This is a genomic window from Elizabethkingia bruuniana, assembly GCF_002024805.1.
Lineage (GTDB): Bacteria > Bacteroidota > Bacteroidia > Flavobacteriales > Weeksellaceae > Elizabethkingia > Elizabethkingia bruuniana.
This window is the reverse complement of record NZ_CP014337.1, coordinates 1,517,047-1,539,764: the sequence shown is the minus strand read 5'-3', so window position 1 is coordinate 1,539,764 and position 22,718 is coordinate 1,517,047. Positions and strand designations below refer to the sequence as shown.

At 35.0% G+C, this 22,718-nt stretch carries 20 protein-coding genes; 6 read left to right on the top strand and 14 right to left on the bottom strand.

The window, feature by feature from the left end; translation table 11 throughout:
* The first annotated feature begins 46 nt into the window (after positions 1 to 46).
* Both AYC65_RS07185 and AYC65_RS07180 read left to right on the top strand, forming a co-directional pair.
* Entirely contained in the window at positions 47 to 1,939 is a 1,893-nt protein-coding gene (locus AYC65_RS07185) for a DUF3857 domain-containing protein (protein ID WP_034866958.1), read from the top strand.
* A 6-nt stretch (positions 1,940 to 1,945) separates the two neighbouring features.
* The gene (locus AYC65_RS07180; RefSeq protein ID WP_034866962.1) at positions 1,946 to 3,883 is read left to right on the top strand and encodes a DUF3857 domain-containing protein; all 1,938 of its coding nucleotides are present in this window, start codon (positions 1,946 to 1,948) and stop codon (positions 3,881 to 3,883) included.
* A gap of 85 nt (positions 3,884 to 3,968) precedes the next feature.
* Here the strand turns inward: AYC65_RS07180 and AYC65_RS07175 are convergent, their stop codons facing one another.
* The 3 genes from AYC65_RS07175 to rsmA form a co-directional block, all read right to left on the bottom strand.
* The gene (locus AYC65_RS07175; protein WP_034866967.1) at positions 3,969 to 4,937 is read right to left on the bottom strand and encodes a glycoside hydrolase family 130 protein; all 969 of its coding nucleotides are present in this window, start codon (positions 4,935 to 4,937) and stop codon (positions 3,969 to 3,971) included.
* Positions 4,938 to 4,952: 15 nt separating this feature from the next.
* Positions 4,953 to 6,245 (bottom strand): MFS transporter, encoded by a 1,293-nt coding sequence (locus AYC65_RS07170; protein WP_034866971.1) that lies wholly within the window; start codon positions 6,243 to 6,245, stop codon positions 4,953 to 4,955.
* Positions 6,246 to 6,389: 144 nt separating this feature from the next.
* A complete protein-coding gene (rsmA, locus tag AYC65_RS07165) occupies positions 6,390 to 7,157 on the bottom strand; it encodes a 16S rRNA (adenine(1518)-N(6)/adenine(1519)-N(6))-dimethyltransferase RsmA (protein ID WP_034866973.1) in 768 nt (255 codons plus the stop codon).
* A gap of 92 nt (positions 7,158 to 7,249) precedes the next feature.
* Here rsmA and AYC65_RS07160 point away from each other — a divergent pair, with 92 nt between their 5' ends.
* The 4 genes from AYC65_RS07160 to truB all read left to right on the top strand — a co-directional run bounded on the left by AYC65_RS07160 (position 7,250) and on the right by truB (position 10,038).
* On the top strand, positions 7,250 to 8,149 hold the full coding sequence (locus AYC65_RS07160) for a cell division protein FtsX (RefSeq protein ID WP_034866975.1): 900 nt from the start codon (positions 7,250 to 7,252) through the stop codon (positions 8,147 to 8,149).
* Between the two features lie 2 nt (positions 8,150 to 8,151).
* Positions 8,152 to 8,439: a DUF3098 domain-containing protein gene (locus AYC65_RS07155; protein ID WP_034866977.1), complete on the top strand. Its 288-nt coding sequence runs from the start codon at positions 8,152 to 8,154 to the stop codon at positions 8,437 to 8,439.
* Positions 8,439 to 9,257, top strand: a complete 819-nt coding sequence (locus AYC65_RS07150) for an undecaprenyl-diphosphate phosphatase (RefSeq protein ID WP_034866979.1) — start codon at positions 8,439 to 8,441, stop codon at positions 9,255 to 9,257. Before AYC65_RS07155 ends, AYC65_RS07150 begins: the two co-directional genes overlap by 1 nt.
* Before the next feature lie 73 nt (positions 9,258 to 9,330).
* Entirely contained in the window at positions 9,331 to 10,038 is a 708-nt protein-coding gene (gene truB / locus AYC65_RS07145) for a tRNA pseudouridine(55) synthase TruB (protein WP_034866981.1), read from the top strand.
* 127 nt (positions 10,039 to 10,165) lie between these two features.
* Here truB and AYC65_RS07140 read toward each other — a convergent pair whose 3' ends face one another.
* The 11 genes from AYC65_RS07140 to AYC65_RS07090 all read right to left on the bottom strand — a co-directional run bounded on the left by AYC65_RS07140 (position 10,166) and on the right by AYC65_RS07090 (position 22,625).
* A complete protein-coding gene (locus AYC65_RS07140) occupies positions 10,166 to 12,211 on the bottom strand; it encodes a M48 family metallopeptidase (RefSeq protein ID WP_034866984.1) in 2,046 nt (681 codons plus the stop codon).
* A gap of 224 nt (positions 12,212 to 12,435) precedes the next feature.
* Positions 12,436 to 13,398 (bottom strand): bifunctional helix-turn-helix transcriptional regulator/GNAT family N-acetyltransferase, encoded by a 963-nt coding sequence (locus AYC65_RS07135; protein ID WP_034866986.1) that lies wholly within the window; start codon positions 13,396 to 13,398, stop codon positions 12,436 to 12,438.
* Between the two features lie 231 nt (positions 13,399 to 13,629).
* A complete protein-coding gene (locus AYC65_RS07130) occupies positions 13,630 to 14,070 on the bottom strand; it encodes an HD domain-containing protein (RefSeq protein ID WP_034866989.1) in 441 nt (146 codons plus the stop codon).
* A gap of 61 nt (positions 14,071 to 14,131) precedes the next feature.
* On the bottom strand, positions 14,132 to 14,425 hold the full coding sequence (locus AYC65_RS07125) for a hypothetical protein (RefSeq protein WP_034867217.1): 294 nt from the start codon (positions 14,423 to 14,425) through the stop codon (positions 14,132 to 14,134).
* A 76-nt stretch (positions 14,426 to 14,501) separates the two neighbouring features.
* Positions 14,502 to 15,737: a YdcF family protein gene (locus AYC65_RS07120; RefSeq protein ID WP_052114603.1), complete on the bottom strand. Its 1,236-nt coding sequence runs from the start codon at positions 15,735 to 15,737 to the stop codon at positions 14,502 to 14,504.
* Positions 15,738 to 15,934: 197 nt separating this feature from the next.
* Entirely contained in the window at positions 15,935 to 17,710 is a 1,776-nt protein-coding gene (locus AYC65_RS07115) for an acyl-CoA dehydrogenase family protein (RefSeq protein ID WP_034866990.1), read from the bottom strand.
* A gap of 51 nt (positions 17,711 to 17,761) precedes the next feature.
* Positions 17,762 to 18,118, bottom strand: coding sequence for a four helix bundle protein (locus AYC65_RS07110; RefSeq protein WP_034866993.1), 357 nt, complete (start codon positions 18,116 to 18,118; stop codon positions 17,762 to 17,764).
* A gap of 34 nt (positions 18,119 to 18,152) precedes the next feature.
* On the bottom strand, positions 18,153 to 19,331 hold the full coding sequence (locus AYC65_RS07105) for an acetyl-CoA C-acyltransferase (RefSeq protein ID WP_034866994.1): 1,179 nt from the start codon (positions 19,329 to 19,331) through the stop codon (positions 18,153 to 18,155).
* A 36-nt stretch (positions 19,332 to 19,367) separates the two neighbouring features.
* Positions 19,368 to 19,730 (bottom strand): four helix bundle protein, encoded by a 363-nt coding sequence (locus tag AYC65_RS07100; RefSeq protein WP_034866997.1) that lies wholly within the window; start codon positions 19,728 to 19,730, stop codon positions 19,368 to 19,370.
* 28 nt (positions 19,731 to 19,758) lie between these two features.
* A complete protein-coding gene (locus tag AYC65_RS07095; protein WP_034866999.1) occupies positions 19,759 to 22,161 on the bottom strand; it encodes a 3-hydroxyacyl-CoA dehydrogenase/enoyl-CoA hydratase family protein in 2,403 nt (800 codons plus the stop codon).
* 14 nt (positions 22,162 to 22,175) lie between these two features.
* Positions 22,176 to 22,625 carry a MarR family winged helix-turn-helix transcriptional regulator gene (locus AYC65_RS07090; RefSeq protein WP_009093306.1) on the bottom strand — a complete coding sequence of 150 codons (450 nt, stop codon included), beginning with the start codon at positions 22,623 to 22,625 and terminating at the stop codon, positions 22,176 to 22,178.
* Positions 22,626 to 22,718: the final 93 nt, after the last annotated feature.

The window sequence follows — 22,718 nt, the reverse complement described above, 5'->3', positions numbered from 1 at the left end:
AACCATTCAATTTATTTATTTTTTTATTTTTATCGAAATTGATTTTATGCCGAAAAATTATTTTATCCCCTTTACAATCCTTTGTATTTCTGCCTTTTATGGACAAGAATATGCTGTAGGTAATATAAAAGATGAATTAAAAAAGAAAGCTAATGCTGTTATCAGGAAGAATCAGCAGGACATTATAATAAAGTCCATCGACCAGATGGAAATAAAATATTCAAAAGCCATAACAGTTCTTAACCAAAGCGGAGCAGAGCTTGCTTATGTAAGTATTCCTTATGATAAAGTATCCCGCCCAAGTCAGATAAAAGTTACTGTATTAGATGAAAACGGAAAACAAATTAAGTCTTATTCAAAATCTGATTTTAAAGATTATAGTCATGGTCAGAATTCTGTATTGTATACCGATGATAGGATATTGTTCTTGAGTGCTGAGGCACCTTCATATCCATACACAGTAGTTGCTGAATATACAGTGAATACCGGAAATACCATATTCTTCCCAAATTTCATTCCGTTTTATTCTTACAAAACATCTTTGGAAAAGGCCGGAATTAGTATTAAAAATACTTCCGGGATTAATTTAAGAACCAAAATATACCCTAGCTTTATAGCAACTCCTTCAGAACAAAAAGCTAGTGACATCATTAGCTATACCTATACAAATATTCCTGCGGTTGAAAATGAAGTAAAGTCTCCGGATTTAGATCAGATGCTGCCAAAAGTACAATTTTCATTAGATCAGTTCAGTCTTGAAGGCAAGAAAGGTGACTTTAAGGACTGGAATAATTTTGGGAAATGGTATTACAGCAACCTTCTTCAACCATCATCTGTTCTTACAGAAGATCTAAAAAAAGAAATTGCAGCACTCAATCTTCAAGGAAGTACTGAGGACAAGGTAAGAACACTTTACCAGTACATGCAGAATAAAACCCGTTATATATTCGTTGCTATCGGAATCGGTGGCTGGCAGCCTATGCCTGCAGATGATGTACGTAAAAAAAGTTATGGCGACTGTAAGGCATTATCCAATTATATGAAAACACTTTTGGATGCTGCCGGAATAAAATCTTATTACGCTATTATAAACAGTGATGACAGCGTTATTAATTTTGATGAAGATTTTCCAAAAATGGGTGGCAATCATGCTATTCTAATGATTCCTACGGAAAAAGACAACATCTGGCTGGAAAATACTTCACAGAAAATGGCATTTAATCATTTGTCATATTCCACTACTGCCAGAAACGTTTTAGCAGTAGATGAGAACGGAATAAAAATTATAAAGACTCCTGTTTATGATGCCGGAAAAAACAAGAGCATCATGAAAGCTGAAATAACGATTAACAGTGAAGGTGGTGTTAGCGGTAAATCTAATTTTAGTCTTACAGGATGGCAATATGACATGTATCTTTCATTAGATGGTTTGAGCAGTAAAGAGGCTTCTGATGCATTAAAGAGTAGATTTAGTGAGTTGAATTATGAAACAGCAAATATCAGCAATTTCAAAAACAACCGTAATGATGCTGTTATGTCATTTGAATTCGATTACCAGGCAAAAAATTACTCAAAAAAGATCGGTCAGGATTTACTTTTCCGGGCAATTCCGTTCAATGAGTTAACATCTATTAATAATACAGAAGAACGAAAATTACCTTTTGAGAATGCATTTGCTTATGCCGATGATTATGAAATCATATACAACATTCCTGCCGGATACAAAATATCGGAAATACCACAACCACAATCTATAAGCTCTGCTTATGGCAATTATTCCTTGAAGGCATTTACTAATGATAAAAACCAGATTATTATTAAACGACAAATTACAATTAACAGAGGAAGTTACCCAAAAGAACAATTTTCAGATTACCTCGCATTCCGCAAAAAGATTGTGAGTGCCGACAATTCTAAAATGCTAATTACTAAAAACTAGATATTAATGAATAAACTAATTTTACTTGCTTGTTCAGGGATTTTCACAATGAGCTATGCTCAAAAAGATAAGTTTCTGAATTATCCTAAAGTATCTGAGAATGATATAAAAAAAGAAAAATCGGCCATTGATCCGAATGCCGGTGCTGAAATTTTATATCGATCTGTACATTACTTCATAGACCCGAGTAGCAACATGTTGAACCAGGAGGTCTACAGCCAGGTAAAGATCTATGATAAAAACAAAGCAAAAGACTATCTTACAGTTGAACTGAATCTATATAAGTCTACAAAATCTTCCGACGCAGAAGTTCTTACCTCTCTAAAGGGAACTACTTATAATTTTGTCAACGGAAAAGTTGAGGCTGACAAAGTAGAAAAAGAAGATAAATTTAAATCTAAAGAGAGTAAAAACTATGAAGTTTCCAAGTTTACATTTCCTAATGTAAAAAATGGTTCTGTACTGGAATTTAAATACAAAAGAATATCTCCTTTTTTCTGGTATGTACCGACAACAACTATTGAGAAAGACATTCCTGTAGTCTATACGGAGTATGTGTTCGACATGCCGAAGTACTTTGGTTATAACATCAATTACACAGGTAGCTTAACTCCAAAGAACCGACACATTGCAGAGGAGTTTTTGTATGGAGTAGAAGGAAGAACATACCGTTTTGGGTTTGAAAATCTTAAACCATTTGAGGAGGAAGAATATGTACTAAACGGTGATAACTACAAAACTAAAGTTTCTGCTGAGCTAAATTCTGTAGCCTACAGAAGCGGAGAAGTCAAAAACTACGCAATGAGCTGGGAAGACATCCGAAAACAACTATATGAGCGTGATGATTTTGGCAAAGAACTGAAAAGGAAGCTCCCTTCAGGCTTTATTCCTGCTGACATACTGGCTGAGAAAGATCAGATGGAAAAAGCAAAAAAAGTACTTGCTCTTGCTCAAAAAAGCTTTAAGTGGGACCGCGTACATGACTTTACATCAGATAATGGAAGCAATAATCTCATTAAAACAAAAACCGGAAACGTCGGGGATATTAATCTGACTCTTATAAAGATGCTTCGTGAAGCTGGTATAGCAACTAATCCATTAGTATTGTCTACAATCAACAATGGTTTTATAAGCTATAATCCTTCTATCAACAGCCTTAATTATGTTATTGCATGTGCAGAAATCGATGGAAAACTTTACATTATGGATGCCTCCAACAAACAATCCCTCATCAATGTTTTACCTCCTAAAATATACAATTACAGAGGGTTTATCATGAAAGATAAAGAGGTAAAAGAAGTAAATCTGGAGAATGAAAACAGCAGTAAGACATTTTTAACGGTAAATGCGACACTTAATCCGGACGGGACAATTAAAGGCAGCTTTTCGGATAAAGACACTTCTTTGTATTCTATGGTTAACAATGAACGTTATGAAGATGACAAGGAGGATTATCAGAAATCATACTATAAAGATCGTTATAAATTTCCGTTTACTGATATCAAAACAGAACTTTTACCTAATAATGATTTTGAAACAACATTCAATTTTACAGCAGATAATATGGTGGATGCAGTGGGGAATAAGTTTATCATTAACCCCTTATTATTCTTAAACACTGAAAAGAATCCATTTGATCAGAAAGGAGAAAGAACAATGCCTATAGAGCTTTTAACAGGTTACGAAAAGATAAAAAATGTTTCTCTTACTATTCCCGACGGCTATGTTGTAGAAAACCTCCCAAAATCCAAAAGAATAGTCACTGAAGACAAAGAAATCTCATATACGTATGAAGTTACTCAGGATAAAAATAAGATTAATATAAAAACTTCAACCATCGTAGCAAGCAGCAATTATCCAAAAGAATATTACGTTGCTTTTAAACAAATATGGGATACCATGCTGAAAAAAGAAGGTGAACTTATTACTGTTGTGAAAAAATAGAAGAACACTTATCTAAAAATAAAAAATAGAGGCTAAAAGCCTCTATTTTTTATTAATTGTATTTTAAACTTATATTTTACAAATATTATAAGCTGTTTTTCTTAATTGATTCAACAATCTCATCGATATATCCAAAAGCTACAGATACAACAGTATCTGCTGCTCCGTAATACACACATACTTTTTCACCATCCTGCAATGCAGCACATGGAAAAACTACATTTGGAACATCGCCTGCCAATTCATAGCCTGCAGCAGGAGCCAGGAGGTAATCTTTACTACGATACAGAACCTTATCCGGATTGTCCTTGTCTAAAATAGCCGCCCCCATAGAATAACGGAAACCATTACAAGTATTGATTACACCGTGATAAAACATTAACCAGCCTTCTTTGGTCAAAAACGGTACTGTACCGGCACCAATTTTTGTACACTGCCATGCACTATCCTGAAAAGGAGCTACTTTCATTACATTACGGTGCTCTCCCCAGTATTTCATATCCGGACTGAAACTTATATAGATATCTCCGAATGGTGTATGTCCGTTATCGCTCGGTCTGCTGAGCATAGCATATCTGCCGTTAATTTTTTCCGGAAAAAGCACACCATTTCTGTTAAATGGAAGAAAGGCATTTTCACATTGGAAAAACTCTTTAAAGTCAAAAGTATATGCAATTCCTATTGTTGGTCCATGATAACCATTACACCAGGTAATCCAGTAGCGATCTTCAATAAAAGTTACTCTTGGGTCATATTTGTAGTCAGATTCTATCATCTGCGTATTGCCAGCCTGCATTACAATTGGATCATGATCAATATCCCAGTTAATACCATCCTTGCTAAAACCCGCAAATATATTCATCTGCACAGCCTTGTTATCACATCTGAATACTCCGGCAAAACCATCTTCGAATGGTACCACTGCACTGTTAAAAATACTGTTTGAACTGGGAATATGATAACGTCCTATAATAGGATTATTACTATATCTCCACATTACATCTGTGCAGTTTTCAGGTCTTTCCTGCCACGGAATTTCTATTTTTGTCGACATATAATTATCTGTATTTTAATTTGTTATATTTTTAGGATTTTCATCATAAGTAAAAGGCACGAAATAAGTAATCAGTAGTGCCGGTATTGTAGCAATCAGTACAAAAATAAAGAAATGCTTATATCCAACCATATCACTGATATAGCCACTCAGCATTCCTGGCAGCATTACTCCAAGGTTCATAATCCCAGTACCAAAAGCATAATTAGCCATTTTATATTTTTCCGGAGCAATTTGCTGCATCATAAACAGCATAATGCCCACAAATCCGAATCCGTAACCAAAATATTCAACCACAATTCCCAATGTAATCAGGTAAACATTTTCAGGTTGCCAGCAGGCTAAAAATACATAAACAATATAGGGGAAATTGAAAACACAACATAAGGTAAATAGGGACTTTTTGAGCCCTCTTTTAGACACGTACAAACCGGAAATGAGAGATCCGGCAATAAATGCTATAGCTCCTGCAGTCCCATATACAAGGCCTATTTCTTTTGTGGAAAGCCCTAATCCGCCTTCACTTCGATTTGCTTTTAAAAAAAGCGGGACAATTTTTACGGCAAAGCCTTCTGCAAAGCGGTACAAAATAATAAAACAGATATAGTAGAATATATGCTTCTTTGTAAAGAAGTTTTTAAAGATAAATAAGAGTTCCTTAAAACGGTCTTTCAGTGTAACATCTGTAAACTCGCGGACCTTTCCGGAAGGAAGCTGTCTTATATTAAACAGACCAATAAGAAGCATAATTCCGCCATAAATAAGCATAATAACAGTCCATCCCGGGGTTACACCCATTGTTTTTTCCAGAACACCTGCTAAATAAATAATAAGTCCGCTGGTAAAAACCTTTGCCACATTATAAGCGGCACCCTGCCAACCGATATAGCGGGATTGTTTCACAGAATCCAATGTGTCCATATAAAGTCCGTCACCTGCAATATCGTGTGTGGCGCCACTGAAAGCCATTAAGGAGAATATAGCTATAGAATAGGCAAAATAATGGGGTAGTGATAAAGAAATACAGACCAATCCAAAACAAACAGCTGTAAATATTTCTGTAAAGACGACAAAATACTTTTTGGTTTTAAACATTTCCAATACAGGGCTCCAGAGTGGCTTTATCGTCCAGGGAAGCATAATAAGAGAAGTCCAGAAAGCGATGCTTTTATCAGGGATCCCCATACTCTTGTACATTATAGACGATGCTACCGAAATAGCAACAAAGGGCAGCCCCATAGCGAAATATAAACTTGTTATCCAAAAAGCAGGATTACTACGTTTCTCCTTATTTATCATTACATCCATTAAAGAATTAACAAAGATTAAAGATAAAAGTTTTATTTCAATTATTAACCTATGCCTGTAATAAAAAACTCTGGTAAATTTAAAATTCTACCAGAGTTCTATTTTATTAAATGATAAATACAGATAAAATACCTGCTTCAAAAATTACTTATTTTCTTTCCAAAGCTTTGTAATATAGATAAAATCCTGTACACTAAGTTCTTCAGCACGTTTACTCATGAATTCGTGATCTGCCAAAGCTTCAGGAATTCCCAAAGCTTTCCAGGAATTACGAAGTGTCTTTCGGCGCTGATTGAATCCTGCTTTTACGATCTGCTTAAACAAAACTTCGTTTCCTTCCAGTCCTTCTTTAGGATTTCTGACAAGACTTATAACTCCGGACTTTACCTTTGGTGGGGGATTAAAGACATTTTCATGTACAGTAAAAAGATATTTCACATCATAATATGCCTGAACCATTACGGATAATATTCCGTAATCTTTAGTTCGGGGTACAGCAGCAGTACGTTCTGCAACTTCTTTCTGGAACATTCCTGTCATTTCCGGAATACGCTCGTAGTTGTCAATAATCTTGAACAGAATCTGAGAAGAGATATTGTACGGGAAATTTCCGATCACAGCAACCTGACCTTCAAAATGCTGCGGAATATCAAGTTTCAGAAAATCATTCAGGATATGATTTTCAAGTTTTGGATAATGAAGCTTCAGATAGGCTACCGATTCCTGATCAATTTCGGCAACAAAAGTTTCCTGTTCCTTATCTAGTAAATATTTGGTCAGTACTCCCATACCCGGACCAACTTCCAGAACGGCATCGTATCCGTCTCCGGATAAACCATTTGCAATTTTGGATGCGATGTTTTCATCGGTTAAGAAATGCTGTCCAAGGTGTTTTTTAGCGGTTACTTTCAATTGAGTTTTAGGATTTAATTAACATTCATTTTTCCTCTGTCAGGTGCAAATTTCGGAAGTTTTTTTCTATTTTAGCAGAAAATTAATCTTGAATGGCAAAAAGTGTAGACGATTTTAATAAGAAAAGACTCAGATCCAGCAACATAACTGTTGTAATTAGTATTGCGCTGGTTTTATTTTTAATTGGTCTTTTTGGTTTAATTTTAATTAATGCCCAGAAATACTCTGACTATATTAAAGAGCAATTAGTAGTAAATGCTTATTTCGACGAGCATCTGGATGTTAAAGACAGTACTAAAATTGCAAAATTAAATCAGGAAACTTTTGAAGCCGTTCAGAAGTTACCATTTGTAAAGAAAGCTACATTTATTACTCAGGATCAGGCAGCGAAAGAAGCCAAGAAAAGTTTGGGGATCGACAGTGATGCTCTTTTTGAAGAGAATATTTTTCCTGCATCTATAGAAGTAGCATTAAAGCCTGAATTTGTAGATCCTGCTAAAATTAATGGGGTTGTCCAGCAACTATCTCAGGTACAGGGAATAAAAGAAGTTAAGAATGACAGCAGCCTTACCATTGATGTTTACAACAACCTGAACAGAATCTTAACATGGATTCTTGCTTTCTCTATTATTTTCTTAGTCGTTGCAATTGTTCTTATTAATAACTCTATCCGTCTGAAAATATTCTCCAAGAGATTTACTATTAAAACCATGCAGCTGGTAGGTGCACAGCGTCGCTTTATCCTGATGCCTTTTATTAAGGAAGCTATTATCCTTGGACTTATAGGTGCTGTAATTGGTTTAACTGTTCTTTTCGCAGGATGGTATTATTTCACTACTGAGATTGGATCTGTATTTATTACCGATCAGACCAAATTCGTTTATCTTGTTATCTTAGTTTTGGGAGTAGGAGTATTAATTACTGTTTTAAGTACTATTTTTGCAACCTGGAGATTCCTAAGAAGTAGAATCGACACTTTATATTATTCTTAAGAATGAGCAAAAAAAATCAAAATATCGCATCAACTGAGTCAACACAAGAGAACACTTTTTACTTTGGTAAGAAAAATTTCAAATTTATGCTTATCGGGTTGGCTTGTATTATTGTAGGTTTCTTTTTGATGATGGGACCAGATGCCAATACAACACCTGATGGTAAATACGACCCTAATTACTGGAATGAGGGAATCAATTCAATTCGCAGAATCAGAATTGCACCATTCCTTGTTATTGCAGGTTTTGTTATTGAAATTTATGCCATCTTAATTCGTAAAAAAGACTAATGGATACTATTCAGGCGATTATTTTAGCTATTGTAGAAGGACTTACCGAATTTTTACCGATTTCATCTACAGCACACATGGGGTTTGCTGCAAACCTTATGGGAATGGAGGAAACCGAATTCCTTAAAATGTTTCAGGTTTCAATTCAGTTCGGTGCTATTTTAGCCGTTGTTGTAGCTTACTGGAAAAAGTTTTTTGACTTCAAGAACCTTAACTTTTATATTAAACTGGCCATTGCCGTTATCCCGGCGCTAATATTAGGCAAGTTATTCGATGATAAAATTGAAGCTGTTTTAGGCAATCAGATTGCTATATCAACTGTATTGGTATTGGGCGGGGTGGTATTGCTTTTTGTAGATAACTGGTTCAAAAATCCTACAGTATTGGATGAGAAAGAAGTAACTATTAAAAAAGCTTTAACCATTGGCTTTTGGCAGTGTCTGGCTATGATGCCTGGAACCAGCCGTAGTGCTGCGTCTATTATCGGAGGTATGACACAAGGCCTTTCCAGAAAAGCAGCTGCTGAGTTTTCTTTTTTCTTAGCTGTACCAACGATGCTTGCTGTAACAGTTTACTCTATTTTTGTGAAAACATGGGGAGAGGGGACTGCGCAGGCAACTAAAGGATACGAAATGCTGTTAAGCTCTCATGATAACCTTATTCTTTTCCTTATTGGAAATGTTATCGCTTTCATTACAGCGCTTATCGCTATCAAATCTTTTATAGCATTACTGAATAAATATGGATTCAGATTCTGGGGTATTTACCGTATTGTAATTGGTGTTGCTTTACTGATCTATTTTTACTCCGTAAAATAATTACTATTTTTGCAAACATTATATTAAAAGGAAAATGTCAATTTTCCTTTTATTTTTTATATTATTCTAACAAATGAAATTTACAGCAGAAGACATACAGGCAGGACAGATATTATTAGTAGACAAACCATTGGACTGGACGTCCTTTAATGCTGTGAATAAAATAAAATGGAAGCTAAAGCGTGAATTTAACCTGAAAAAGGTAAAAATTGGACATGCAGGTACTCTTGATCCAAGAGCAACCGGATTATTGGTTATATGTACCGGAAAAGCAACAAAACAGATTCCGCAAATCCAGGATGCTTCTAAAGAGTATTGGGCTGAAATAAAGATTGGTGTACAAACGGAATCTTACGATACTGAGAAACCGGAAATTCTGCCTCAAGACATTTCGGGAATCACAGAAGCAAATATCCATGATGCTTTAAAAAAATTCCTTGGTGAAATCGATCAGAAACCACCTATTTTCTCAGCTTTGAAAGTTGATGGTAAAAGAGCCTATGATCTTGCACGTGCGGGTCAGGAAGTAGATATAAAGGTCAGAAAAACCACTATTCATTATATAGACAGAGTAGAGATCAATTTGCCTTATATTTCTTTTTATGTTGGATGTTCCAAAGGTACTTATATTCGTTCTTTGGCGCATGATATAGGGCAGGAGCTTGGTGTTGGTGCATATTTAACACAGCTTCGCAGAACTAAAATAGGTGAATATACTATAGAAAATGCTACTGTTGATTATTTAGAAAACGAATACAGATTTGGAGATACTGAGGAGTAGTTGCTTCTGAATTTACCTTTATAATAGAAACACCTCATAGGCTTTGAATCTATGAGGTGTTTTATTGAAATACCAATAGAAGAAAATTTTATTTTATACAGAGGAAATGTTTGTACACAATTCCTGACTAAGCTTCTATTGTTTCCTGTAAATCGAGTAATGTCTTTTTAATCTTAAAATAACCATCATATAAGCTGTTGTAATAAGCGTCTATTGCAGCATTAAGTTGTGTAATATGATCAGACTGATAAGTATTGAACTCAAAGTAAGTCTGGTTATTATCATTAAACTTAGTCAAAGCTTCCAGGTCTTTATCTTCAACATATTTACTAAATACAGATTCCACTTTTAGTTCTTGTATCTTTTCTTTGAAGGTTTTCTGAACTTCTAATAATTTTGAACAATGCACTTTAATAACATCTACTTCTAATGTCTGTGACATGAAATGTATAAATGGCAGGAACTCATTAAGACTTTTTATATATTGATCAAACTGTTCCTCAGCTATCAGCAAATCTTTATAGGAATGAGTATACTGATCCTGCTTACTTTCATCATTAGCCCTGTTATAGAAATATTGATAAACAGACTGATCATTTTCTTTAATAGAATCACTAATTTCTCTAAGCCTGCCTTCAAGGCGCGGTATAAAGTTTTTAGCTTCCTTTCTTTCATATTTCTGTCCATCGTAATCGAAGAGTTTTACTTTAATAGTTTTATCTGCGATTGATTTCAGTGTATTTATATCTTTCTCCAGAGCCATTTTTTCATATACCAAGGCAACTTTCTTATCACTAAATAAATCTTCAATTGTAGTATTAATTTTGGCATTGATATCATCAATATTAATAGCTATCGGATTATGGTTAGTATAGTAACCATTAAACATTTTAGGAAAGCTGTAGTTTTGGTGTTCTTTTTGGAATAGCTCCAGAAAGCCTTCTGCACTAATCTTTTCTGCTTTCTTGTCCATACCATTAATGCTGTATAATTTATTGGTAAGGGCTTCAGCATAATTATCAAAATTGATTAATAATGTTTTTGCCAGATTATTATTGACATTTATCGATGGTATATTCTCTTTTTCTATGGCCAATACTCTGTCTTTTATAGAAGGGTGGGAAGACCATTTATCTTCTATTTCCAGCTTGGATAAATTATATTTTTCAGATTCGTCTAATGTAACTAGTGGTAATTGATTTACAACTTTATGACTGTATTCCTCAGCATAGAATTCCATTAGTAATGCCTGATCTGCATATAGATTATCTGTATAATAAGTTTTATTATGAGCATAAAAGAAGTTAAGCGGTTTCGAGAATGCCATTTCGGATAAGCTAAGCCTTAATAATGATTCTGCTGAAACTCTGGAACCAACAACATGAGCAGCAATAGCATCGGCATTAAATTCCATCTGACGGCTTAATGACAGATGCTTCGAGAAGAGAAAATCAAATAATCTGGCCAACAGCCATTGTATACCACGAATAAAGTAAACCGCAATCATTACAAATAGATAAAAAATAGCATGTACCCCAGCAAACCCACTTATATTTTTGAAAAATTTTTCATTGTTATAGAGCATATCGTATAACATCTTCTGTGCCTGATTGGTATAACTGCCTACCTTCATACTCCTTTGAGAGAAATGGCCGAATTCATGTGCCAGAATAGATTTAAGCTCACTAACTGTTGTTGAATTTATAAGTCCTAATCCTATTGTAAGATTCTTCTTAACCGGCAAAAACATACTCCAGAAACTAGAATCGTAACTTACAAAAGCATTAACATCTGTAGTAAGAAAAATATGCTTGGGCGCTGGTGCTCCAACTTGTTGATAAGTTTCTTCAATAAGTTGAAATAATGCAGGCTCTTTTTCCTTTGTAATCCTGATTTTCTCATAATTATCTTTGGAGACAGAGAATAAAAACTTGATCAGGAATACAAAAATAATTCCCCCCATACCAATCATAGCTCCGGCAATAAGAATAGTCCAGAATCCAATTTTAAAACTTTTTAGAAATGAAATGGCTAAAGAAATGACAGCTAATAAGATAGCCAAAGAAACCAGGATCAGGATAAAATAAACGGTGAAAAATAGAATAATGGATAACACTGATTTCCGGACTTCTTTTTTATAGGTGTCCGAAATAGGTGGTAATGATTGCATCATACATTTAACTTTTCTGTTAAGATAATAATAATTTTAAAAAATCAAAAAGTAACTATCTAAAAAATAGACAATTGAATAGCAATATACTATATGTTAGTATATTATTCAAACATTGTTGATATATTTTTAAAATTAGCCATAAAAAAACTGCATCAATATTTTTGATGCAGTTTTTTCTGATAAGATTATTTATAAACAGAGCAGAAGTGCCCTTTTAAAATTTCTTATTTTGAAATGTTTTCAAGATCTAATGACATCTGAATATTTGCCCGTTCATAGGGACTGGGACGTCCAACAATTCTCTCAAAGCCTAATTTCTCGTACAAAGTAATAGCAGGTTTTAGGATTGTATTGCTTTCAAGATACAGACTCTTAGCACCTTCCCCAATTGCTGCATTTATAATGGCCTTTCCAAGTAATAGTCCGATATGTTTGCCCTGAGCTTTTGGAGATACAGCCATTTTAGCCATTTCATAATCATATTCGTCATCAAACATTTTGATAAGGGCACAAACACCTACAGGCTCTCCCTTATATAGCGCAACAAATATCTTTCCGCCTTTATCCAGTATATATTCTTCAGGATTATCCAACGCTTTATAATCTGCTTCTTCCATTACAAAATAATTGGAAATCCATTCCTCATTCAAAGCTCTAAATACTGTTTTGTACTTCTTTTCATAAGGAACAACTTGTACATCTTTTTGTTCTCTGGCTTTCTTTTGATCTAATACCCTTTGTAACAAAGTTCTTTTTTCCAACAGATATTCCCATTCCTTTACAGCTTCCCAAAGATTATAATTGGCCTCATTAATCATATTTTCCACAGCTGCATCTATATCTGCATACTGATCCTGAAGCTGAAGAGAAAGAGCTTTACCTTTGCCAGTAAGTCCAACTAAGTTTCTGCGCTTGTCTTCGGTCTTTAGGTTTTCACACAGACCAGCTTTCATCATTTCTTTAATTGTCTTAGTTGCGGAAGGCTGGGAGTGGCCTATGTATTCTGCAATCTCTGTTATTGTCAGCGGACCTTCTTCTATCAAAGTATAAAAGGCAGGTAGCCATTTTGCAGAAAAATCATTTTTATAAATTTCATAGATTTTGTCGGCATCATCTGCCATTCTTGCAGTTAAAAGACGCAATCTGCTCCCTAAAGCCATCTTTCCTGTTTTCTCAAATATTTTCATTTTATTAAAGTATTAAAATAACTAATTATATAACCAGTTATGCAAATGTAAAAAATATTCAAATACTAAAAAAAATATTTTGTAAAAAAATTCTACTATGAAATAATAGGAGAGTGATATAAAGAAAAAATCTATTCAGTAATTATCATTCTGGATTTACAAACAATAAAAAGAGGCTATTAAATAACCTCTTTCATATTAGTTTGAAAATATTTTTCAGTAATGTAAATATTAATATTTATCCGTTAAATAACGATAGTATTTAATGTATTTATTGAACCTTTTCAGGTCTCTCTCTGTAAGCAGTCTTGGCATCCTTTTCAGATCCATATTATCTGTCAGATCATTAATCTTTACAGCTATCGCAAGAGGACTTGTCTCTATGCGCTGAATCAAAATATCATAATCTTCTTCATCATCAGTCTTGGTAATGCATCTAACAGCCTCAACAATATGAGGGGGAAAACCTTCATATGCTAAGTCTGCCAATGTAAAATCCGAATCTTCGATAACATCGTGTAAGGCTCCTACAATTTTTTCATCCAGTGTTTTACCCAGATTAGAAACTCTTAAAACATGATCGATATATGGAGCATCGTACTTATCTTTCTGCCCTTTATGAGCTTTTACAGCAATTTTAATAGCACGATGTAACTGTTCCTCTTTTGTCATAAATTATTTAGAAAGTAGAGGGCAAATGTAATAAATCGGCCTTTTTTTTGAAAATGAATTTTTATTTATTTTCTTTTTTTTCAGGCTGTGGCAATAATCGCGTTTGTGGTGTAGGAGTAAACTTATAAGCTGGCTTTTCTTCTTTTTTCAGAATATGATATTTATTCTGTTCTTTAGGTTTAGAGTTCAGAATTTTATATTTACTGGCAGATGCAGAATCTACATTCTTATAAAAGCTTTTTGATTCCTTTGTGGAGGATGTTTTATTTTTTGAAGGAAGAGAGTCGTTCTTTTTTGTCTGAGAAAAAACTAAACCTGCAAATAAGATGGCTGTTGTAATAAGTACCCTTTTCATAACTTTTGTTTTAACCAAAATTATAAAAAACAGCATTGACTATCTGCACTTTAACTAAGATTAACTTTTACCAAAATTATGGATCCAGAGGTTCGGCCGGATTAATTATAAAAGCTTCTGGTGTAGGCTTGTATTCCAATAGCAGGTCGTTGATACGTTTACCTACGACATAAGGAACGGTACCCAACTCTTTCAAGCTGCGTTTGTCCATTGCTTTTTCAACATAATCAATATGGGTTTTACTGCTGGAGACCAGAGACCATTTATCTTTTGGAAAGCCATAATCCATAATCATGCGTCCTGCATTTCTTACATTAGTTGTTGTATGCCTTGCAAAAGGGTCAATAATAATTGCAGAGGCTGGAATTCCTAAAACATCAATCATATAACGCTTCATTTCCACAGCCTCTATATATTGTGTTTTGAATGGATGAACACGACCTCCGGAAACTATAATAAATGGTATTAATCCTTTTTGATATGCTCTCAATGCCTGTCTGGATCTAAGCATTCCCAATGGACTTATCTTTTGTCCATGGATTTGCGGACCTGCTCCCAAAATAAGTAAAGATGCATAAGGATATTTGGAGAAATCGGTTTTCTTTATCTTCTCGTAGGCTTCTCTATTTTCGGTTTTATTCAAAGGTTCTAACTGAGCTGCATCCCAACGTTCATTTACTTCCAGCAAACGGATAGCAGATAGCAATGTCTGGTCGAAAGTATGCTTCTCCGTATCAGCAGCTACATCGAACCGAACATTTCTCAGTAGTTCAATATAGTTTTTGTCCTTTACATTGAAAGAAATAGAATCTATATCCGGATAATCAGGTTTTTTACCCGCTCCATAAATATCAATAACATTATTCATCGCTGTTAAGTCCTGTAATAAAGCCTTTTGGAGCATTTCTTTCGGGTCCTGAGATTCCTGCTTTTTGTATCTATTTGATCTGAATAGAGTATTTTCTATAAAATTCAGAAAGTTTTTATTCTTCACATAAAGATCTTGAAATTTGTTATTAAGAACTGTAATTTCAGATTCTCTCCATTTTAGAGCATCAATAAGACAATCTGTAGTAAGACAATCTTTTCCATCGTCGAATCTCTTATTTCTATCATTTAGCATTGTTTGTACAGCAGAATCTTTATATAACTCCTGTACCAAAGAAGGATTATTCCGGAATGCATATGTCAAATAATAATTCTTATAAATTTCCCATTCCTGTTGGGATTGAGGTTGCTTTTCCTGAGCAGAAAATGTCTGTAGGGTGATGGTTATACTCAATGCTGCAACAGTCCGGATTTTTGAAATCATAAAAACTAAAATTTGTATCCAAAGATAGTTATTTGATCAGGATTTTATAAATCTAAATATGGGTTTTGAAAAAGATGTATTGTTAAATTAATATTGGAAATGACTCATCTCGATAGAGACATATAATATATTTTAACAGACAAAAAAACGCCTCACTAAAGTGAGGCGCTAAAAAAACTATTTGTGATTATTAAATCCTAGTAAGATCCTTTATTAACGAAGTGTGCAGCAACTTCTTCAGTTAACTTCACTACGTTTGGATGGTTTGTATACTTTGTAAATCTTCTCAGACCTGAAAGCATCATACGCTGTTCATCACCTTCTGCAAAAGAAATAATACCTTCTTTAGCAGCAACGTTGATCTTTTCTACAGCCTTGTATAGGTTTAGTCTTGCCATTGCAGCTTCTACACTACCTTCAGCAAAATGTTTCTCAGCTCTTAGGATTGCTGATTCTGCCATATAAATCTGGTTCAGAATTTCAGAAGCATTTAGTAATAAGTGCTGTTGCTTCTCTATCTCAGTCATGTATTTCTGAAGCGCAGATCCAGAAACCATTAAGAATACTTTCTTAAGATTATGGATGATTGCCTTTTCTTCAGACATATAAGCTGAATAATCTGGCGTTTCAAATGAAGGAATTCCCATCAATTCTTTTCCTACAGCCATTGCAGGAGAAAGCAAATCTAATTCACCTTTCATAGCACGCTTAATAAGCATTCCTACAGAAAGAAGACGGTTGATTTCGTTAGTTCCTTCATAGATTCTGGAAATTCTGGAATCTCTCCATGCTGCTTCCATTGGTGTATCTTCAGAGAAGCCCATACCTCCATAAACCTGAATACCTTCATCTGCAGTATGCTGAGCAAGATCAGATACATAAGTTTTAAGTATAGAGCATTCTACAGCAAATTCTTCTACACCTTTTAATTCTGCTTGTTGGTGATCCAATCCGCCAGCTACTAATTCTTCAACTTTATCTTCAATGTCTTTAGCTGCACGGTAAGTACCAGCCTCACTTACGAAAGTACCAGTTGCCATTTCAGCAATCTTCTTTCTGATTGCTCCAAAAGTAGATATCGAAACACCGAACTGCTTTCTTTCGTTAGCATAGTTAACTGAATGATTCATTATACGTCTTTGTGCATCAAGACACGCAGCCGCAAGCTTAATACGCCCAACGTTCAATGCGTTTAAGGCGATCTTGAATCCGTTATTTCTTTCTCCTAATAAGTTCTCTACAGGAACTTTCATATCATTGAAGAATACCTGACGAGTAGAAGAGGCGCGAATACCTAATTTGTGCTCTTCTTCACCAAAGGTTAAGCTATCCGGATTTTCTAATTCAGATTTGTTAATAACAAAACCTGTAATATTTTTGTCATCGTCTATTTTTGCAAATAATGTGAAGGTCTCAGCAAATCCCGCATTAGAAATCCACATTTTCTGTCCGTTGATGATGTAATGCTTACCATCTTCAGAAAGTTTTGCTTTAGTTTTCCCTGAGTTAGCATCTGAACCAGCATCTGGCTCAGTAAGGCAGTAAGCACCAAAGTGATTACCCGTTGCCAGATCCGGAAGATATTTTTGTTTTTGCGCTTCGGTTCCGTAAAGAACTACTGGCAATGTACCAATACCAGTGTGTGCACCATAAGCTGTAGCCAATGAACCTGTAGCTCCTGAAAGATAGTCACAAGCCATTACTGTTGTTACAAAGCCCATTCCGATACCACCATAAGCTTCAGGGACAGCAATTCCTAAAAAGCCCATCTCACCAATCTTACGCATTACTTCTTCAGTATATGCATAATCTTTTTTCTCGAAACGTTCTCTGTTTGGAACTACTTCACGATCGATAAATTCCTTAGCGGAATCACGCATCATCTTTTGATCCTCATTTAATTCTTCGATACTGAAAATATCTTTTGCTTCAATATCTTTTATTAGGAATTCTCCTCCTTTAGTATTTGCCATGTGTTTGATTAATTTTAAATTATAGATTTTATATTTTAAGTGAGATTTTGTTTATAAATTTTCAGATGATGTTTTAATAATCTTAGTTAAAATATTAATAATGCTTTCAATTTCTTTTAAATAAAAATCTAAGTTAAACTGAACCAGATTTGAAGACTCATAAAGCCTTAACCAGTATCTTGTTTCTCGAGCTTCTTTATTCGCAATAGAAAGCTTAGAGATAAAATCTTTTTTACTTTGAGCCGCTATCGCTTCTTCTACATTAGCACCAATGGAAGTTCCACAACGAAGAATTTGCTTTGCCAGAATAAATTCATTTTGAGATTTACAAATTTCATAAAACTTAATAATCTCTAATGCAAATTCAAATGTTTTATTCTGAATTAAGTTATCTTCTTTGAAACTCATTTCAACTAAAATTTAGAATTTAAAATCTAAAATTTTATAATAATTCAAAAACTGAGGCAGCTCCTTGTCCTGTACCTACACACATAGAAACTAAACCATATTTATTACCTCTTTTTTTCATTTCATCCAAAAGCTGTACTGTCAGTTTTGTCCCTGTACAACCTAGCGGGTGTCCTAGTGCAATAGCACCTCCGTTTACATTAAGAATATCAGGATTCAGTCCTAATTCTTTCTTAATAGCTACAGACTGCGAAGCAAAAGCTTCATTCAGTTCTATCAAATCTATATCATTAAGAGAAAGTCCCGCTTGTTTCAATGCTTTAGGAATAGCATAGATAGGTCCGATTCCCATAATTCTTGGTGGTACACCTGCTGCTGCATAAGATGCTAATCTCGCAATTGGAGTGAGATTGAATTCTTTCAGGAACTCTTCTGATACTACCAAAACAAAAGCAGCACCATCTGACATCTGTGAAGAGTTACCTGCAGTAACAGATCCTCCATTAGCAAAAACAGGTCTTAGTTTTGCCAGACCTTCCAAAGAGGTATCTTTTCTTGGTCCTTCATCTACAGAGAAATCAAATTTCTTAGTCTGCGTCTTTTGGTTTTCATCCAGGAAAGTATACTCTACAGGAATGGAAGCTATTTGATTTGCAAATCTGCCTTCAGCAATTGCTTTTAAAGCTTTTTGATGAGATTCGAATGCAAACTGATCTTGTTCTTCTCTGGAAACATTGTATTCTTTCGCTACAGCTTCTGCAGTATAGCCCATTCCCCAATAGTAATCAGGATGATCTTTTGCCATATGAGATTCCGGAACCGGCTTATACCCACCCATAGGAATATAACTCATAGATTCAGTACCTCCAGCAATAATACAATCTGCCATACCGGTCTGGATTTTTGCCGATGCTAATGCAATAGCTTCAGATCCTGATGCACAATATCTGTTTACGGTAACACCCGGTACTTTGTCAGTATTAAGTCCCATAAGGGAAATAAGACGCGCTACGTTAAGTCCTTGTTCTGCCTCCGGCATTGCATTACCAACGATAAGGTCATCTATTCTGTCTTTATCTAATTGTGGGAAATCACCCACTAATTTTTCAATAACTGTTGCAGCCATTACATCTGGTCTTGTAAAGCGAAGTGAACCTTTCGGAGCTTTACCTACCGCTGTTCTGTATCCTGCAACTATATATGCTTGTTTCATAATTTAGAAATTAGAATTTAGAGGTTAGAAATGAGTCTAACCATCGATTAAATTTGTTTTAAACTTATAGATCATCTTCTGAATTTCAGTTAGGTTCTGTAGAAGCGGTAAAATTTTAATTTCTTCCATAAAATTTAATTCAACTAAAAGAATCAACTGTGTTTCAAGTTCGTAACTTGATCCTTGAGCTATTCCTAAAAATTGATAAAATTCTTTTGAATTATTTCTCCCGGCTCCTTCAGCGATATTTGAAGGGATAGATACTGCACATCTTTTTATTTGAGAGACAAGACCATATTTTTCATCAGCTGGCAGCTTCTCTGTTAAGAGATAAACTTCCTTAACCAATAAAATAGATTTTTGCCAAATCTGTAGATCTTGTAACCTATGAGCTTTCATCTAACTTCTAATATCTAACTTCTAACTTCTAATTACGAAGAGGTTTTCCGTTTTGTAACATATACTGAATTCTTTCCAGAGTTTTTCTTTCACCACAAAGCGATAAGAAAGCTTCTCTTTCAAGATTCAGTAAGTATTGTTCGGATACATCTGTAGCTTCAGAAAGATTACCTCCGGCCATTACAAAACCTAGCTTATCAGCTATTTTTTTATCGTGTTCAGAAATATATCTTCCGGCAAGCATCTGGTCAGTTCCTACATAGAACATACCCAAAGCATCCTGTCCAAGTACTTTTACTTTCTCTTTGATTGGTTGTGTATACCCTTGTTCAGCCAATTGTAAAGCAACTTGTTTTGCTTCAGCAATCTGACGGTTTTTATTTACAACAACGATGTCTTTGTGTTTCTGTAAAATACCCATATCATAAGCCTCGTATGCAGAAGTTGCTACTTTAGCCATGGCGATATTCATAAAGGCATCACGCAATCTGTTTGTTTTAACATCATCCGCAATTACTTCTTTCATTGTTCTTACAGTAAGTTCTTTGGAACCACCGCCTCCAGGGATTACACCAACACCAAACTCAACAAGTCCGATATAAGTTTCTGCAGCTGCCACAACTCTGTCTGCATGCATGGTCATTTCGCAACCACCACCCAAAGTCATACCATGAGGAGCCACAACAACCGGAATAGAAGAGTAACGTACTCTCATCATAGATTGTTGGAAATAGTTAATCGCCATATTCAGATCATCCCAATCCTGGTCTACAGCCATCATAAGGATCATAGCAAGGTTAGCTCCAACCGAGAAGTTAGCAGCCTGGTTACCGATTACTAATCCATCGTATTCTTTTTCAGCTAAATCAATTGCTCTGTTTAACCCGTCTAATACTTCACCTCCAAGAGAGTTCATTTTGGAACGAATCTCGAAGTTGATGATACCATCTCCCAGATCCTCAATTGCAGAACCGGAATTACTCCAAAGCGTTTTATTCTTTCTGATATTATCTAAGATAATGAAGGCGTCTTGCCCAGGGATATTAGCGTACTGGTTGGCTTTCTCGTTGAAGAAAGTCTTTTGCCCTTCGTCATTGATTTTATAAAAGCTTGTACCTTCAGCCATATTTTTCACCCAGTCAGATACTTCATATCCGGCTTCTTTCGCCAGCTCTATACCTTTCTGAACGCCTACTGCATCCCAGATTTCGAAAGGTCCATTTTCCCAGCCGAATCCTGCGCGTAGAGCATCATCAATTTTATAGATTTCATCAGAAATTTCTGGTACTTTATTAGAAGCATAAGCAAATAAAGCCCCAAGCATCTGTCTGTAGAATTCACCAGCCTTATCTTTTCCGCCAATTAGTACTTTGAAACGATCGATAGGACGGTCAATAGTCTTTGTTAATTCCAGAGTAGGGAAGCTTGCTTTTCCTTGTGGTTCGTATTGCAGAGTCTCAAGATTAAGGCCTAAGATTTCTGACTTACCATCAGCATTTTTTACTTTTTTAAAGAAACCAGCATCGGTTTTAGATCCCAATAGCTTGTTGTCAATCATGTATTGTACAAAATCAGGTAGAACAAATTGATCTTTGAAAGTATCTGATTCTGCACCGCTACCATAGATTCCGTTGGCTACGTGTACTAATGTATCCAGACCTACTACATCCGCAGTACGGAATGTTGCAGACTTTGGACGGCCGATAACTGGTCCTGTTAGTTTATCAATTTCACCAACTGTTAAGCCAAGCTTTTTTACAGAATGGAATAAATTCATAATACCAAAAGTACCAATTCTGTTAGCGATAAACGCTGGAGTATCTTTTGCTAAAACTGTAGTTTTACCCAGGAATTTAGCACCGTATTCCATATAGAAATTTACAATCTCAGGATCAGTTTCCGGAGTAGGAATAATTTCTAAAAGTGGTAAATATCTTACCGGATTAAAGAAGTGTGTTCCTGCGAAGTATTTTTTAAAATCATCGCTTCTTCCTTCAATAAGGAAATGAATAGGAATACCAGAAGTATTAGAAGATACTAAAGTTCCCGGTTTTCTGTATTTCTCAATCTTTTCGTATACAGACTTCTTGATGTCAAGGCGTTCTACAACAACCTCTATAATCCAGTCAGTATTCTTGATTTTCTCTAAATCGTCATCGAAGTTTCCTGCAGTAATTCTGCTTACAAACTTTGGAGAATAGAGTAGTGCAGGACTTGCTTTAGGAAGTTTTTGTAAACTTTCGGAAGCAATTCTGTTACGAACCGCTTTGTCTTCTAATGTAAGACCTTTAGCTGTTTCCGCATCAGTAAGCTGGTTAGGTACAATATCCAGAAGCAACACTTCTACACCAATGTTGGCAAAATGTGCAGCAATACCGGATCCCATAATCCCAGAACCAAGAACGGTAACATGTTTTATTCTTCTTTTCATAAAGATTTGGAATTTTATTTCTTGTTATTTAAATCGTTTGCTATATTCAAAATATCACGCATTACTTCCTTGAAAGTTTCCAATTTTTCAGGGTTAATGGTTTCGATTACTCTTTTGTTGAAATTAACAACTACTTCTTTCGAAAGGTTTCGCGAATTAAGCCCTTTATCGGTAAGCTTTATTATAACCTCTCTCTTATCTGTAGTTGTTTTTTCTTTGTAGATATAACCGTTGTCTTCAAGAAGTTTTATGATTCTTGTAAGTGATGTTGGCTCGATAGCCATCTTTGGTCCAAGGTTAGTGCTCCTTGTTCCTTCTTTAGGATCGATCTTTAAAAGTGTTAAAGCCTGAACAGCTGTTGAATCATATTCCTGAGCACGCTCCGAATACATTTTGGAAACGGCCAGCCAGGTCTGCTTCAGAATAAGATCAATGTTATCAACTCTTCCTTTGTTATTATCCATATCAATATTAAATTCTGGTCTTCTCAAATTTAATAATTATTATGCATGCATAACATCATTGCAAAGTTAATTTTTGTTAAAATATTCGAAACC

Excerpts from the sequence above, each read along its gene's own strand:
- AYC65_RS07155 (WP_034866977.1), top strand. The coding sequence starts at position 8,152 with ATGAGCAAAAAAAATCAAAATATCGCATCAACTGAGTCAACACAAGAG.
- AYC65_RS07180 (WP_034866962.1), top strand. The coding sequence starts at position 1,946 with ATGAATAAACTAATTTTACTTGCTTGTTCAGGGATTTTCACAATGAGC.
- AYC65_RS07175 (WP_034866967.1), bottom strand. The coding sequence starts at position 4,937 with ATGTCGACAAAAATAGAAATTCCGTGGCAGGAAAGACCTGAAAACTGC.
- AYC65_RS07100 (WP_034866997.1), bottom strand. The coding sequence starts at position 19,730 with ATGAAAGCTCATAGGTTACAAGATCTACAGATTTGGCAAAAATCTATT.
- AYC65_RS07135 (WP_034866986.1), bottom strand. The coding sequence starts at position 13,398 with ATGAAAATATTTGAGAAAACAGGAAAGATGGCTTTAGGGAGCAGATTG.
- AYC65_RS07140 (WP_034866984.1), bottom strand. The coding sequence starts at position 12,211 with ATGATGCAATCATTACCACCTATTTCGGACACCTATAAAAAAGAAGTC.
- AYC65_RS07105 (WP_034866994.1), bottom strand. The coding sequence starts at position 19,331 with ATGAAACAAGCATATATAGTTGCAGGATACAGAACAGCGGTAGGTAAA.
- AYC65_RS07160 (WP_034866975.1), top strand. The coding sequence starts at position 7,250 with ATGGCAAAAAGTGTAGACGATTTTAATAAGAAAAGACTCAGATCCAGC.
- truB (WP_034866981.1), top strand. The coding sequence starts at position 9,331 with ATGAAATTTACAGCAGAAGACATACAGGCAGGACAGATATTATTAGTA.
- AYC65_RS07150 (WP_034866979.1), top strand. The coding sequence starts at position 8,439 with ATGGATACTATTCAGGCGATTATTTTAGCTATTGTAGAAGGACTTACC.
- AYC65_RS07120 (WP_052114603.1), bottom strand. The coding sequence starts at position 15,737 with ATGATTTCAAAAATCCGGACTGTTGCAGCATTGAGTATAACCATCACC.
- AYC65_RS07130 (WP_034866989.1), bottom strand. The coding sequence starts at position 14,070 with ATGACAAAAGAGGAACAGTTACATCGTGCTATTAAAATTGCTGTAAAA.
- AYC65_RS07170 (WP_034866971.1), bottom strand. The coding sequence starts at position 6,245 with ATGGATGTAATGATAAATAAGGAGAAACGTAGTAATCCTGCTTTTTGG.
- AYC65_RS07115 (WP_034866990.1), bottom strand. The coding sequence starts at position 17,710 with ATGGCAAATACTAAAGGAGGAGAATTCCTAATAAAAGATATTGAAGCA.
- AYC65_RS07185 (WP_034866958.1), top strand. The coding sequence starts at position 47 with ATGCCGAAAAATTATTTTATCCCCTTTACAATCCTTTGTATTTCTGCC.
- AYC65_RS07095 (WP_034866999.1), bottom strand. The coding sequence starts at position 22,161 with ATGAAAAGAAGAATAAAACATGTTACCGTTCTTGGTTCTGGGATTATG.
- AYC65_RS07090 (WP_009093306.1), bottom strand. The coding sequence starts at position 22,625 with ATGGATAATAACAAAGGAAGAGTTGATAACATTGATCTTATTCTGAAG.
- AYC65_RS07125 (WP_034867217.1), bottom strand. The coding sequence starts at position 14,425 with ATGAAAAGGGTACTTATTACAACAGCCATCTTATTTGCAGGTTTAGTT.
- AYC65_RS07110 (WP_034866993.1), bottom strand. The coding sequence starts at position 18,118 with ATGAGTTTCAAAGAAGATAACTTAATTCAGAATAAAACATTTGAATTT.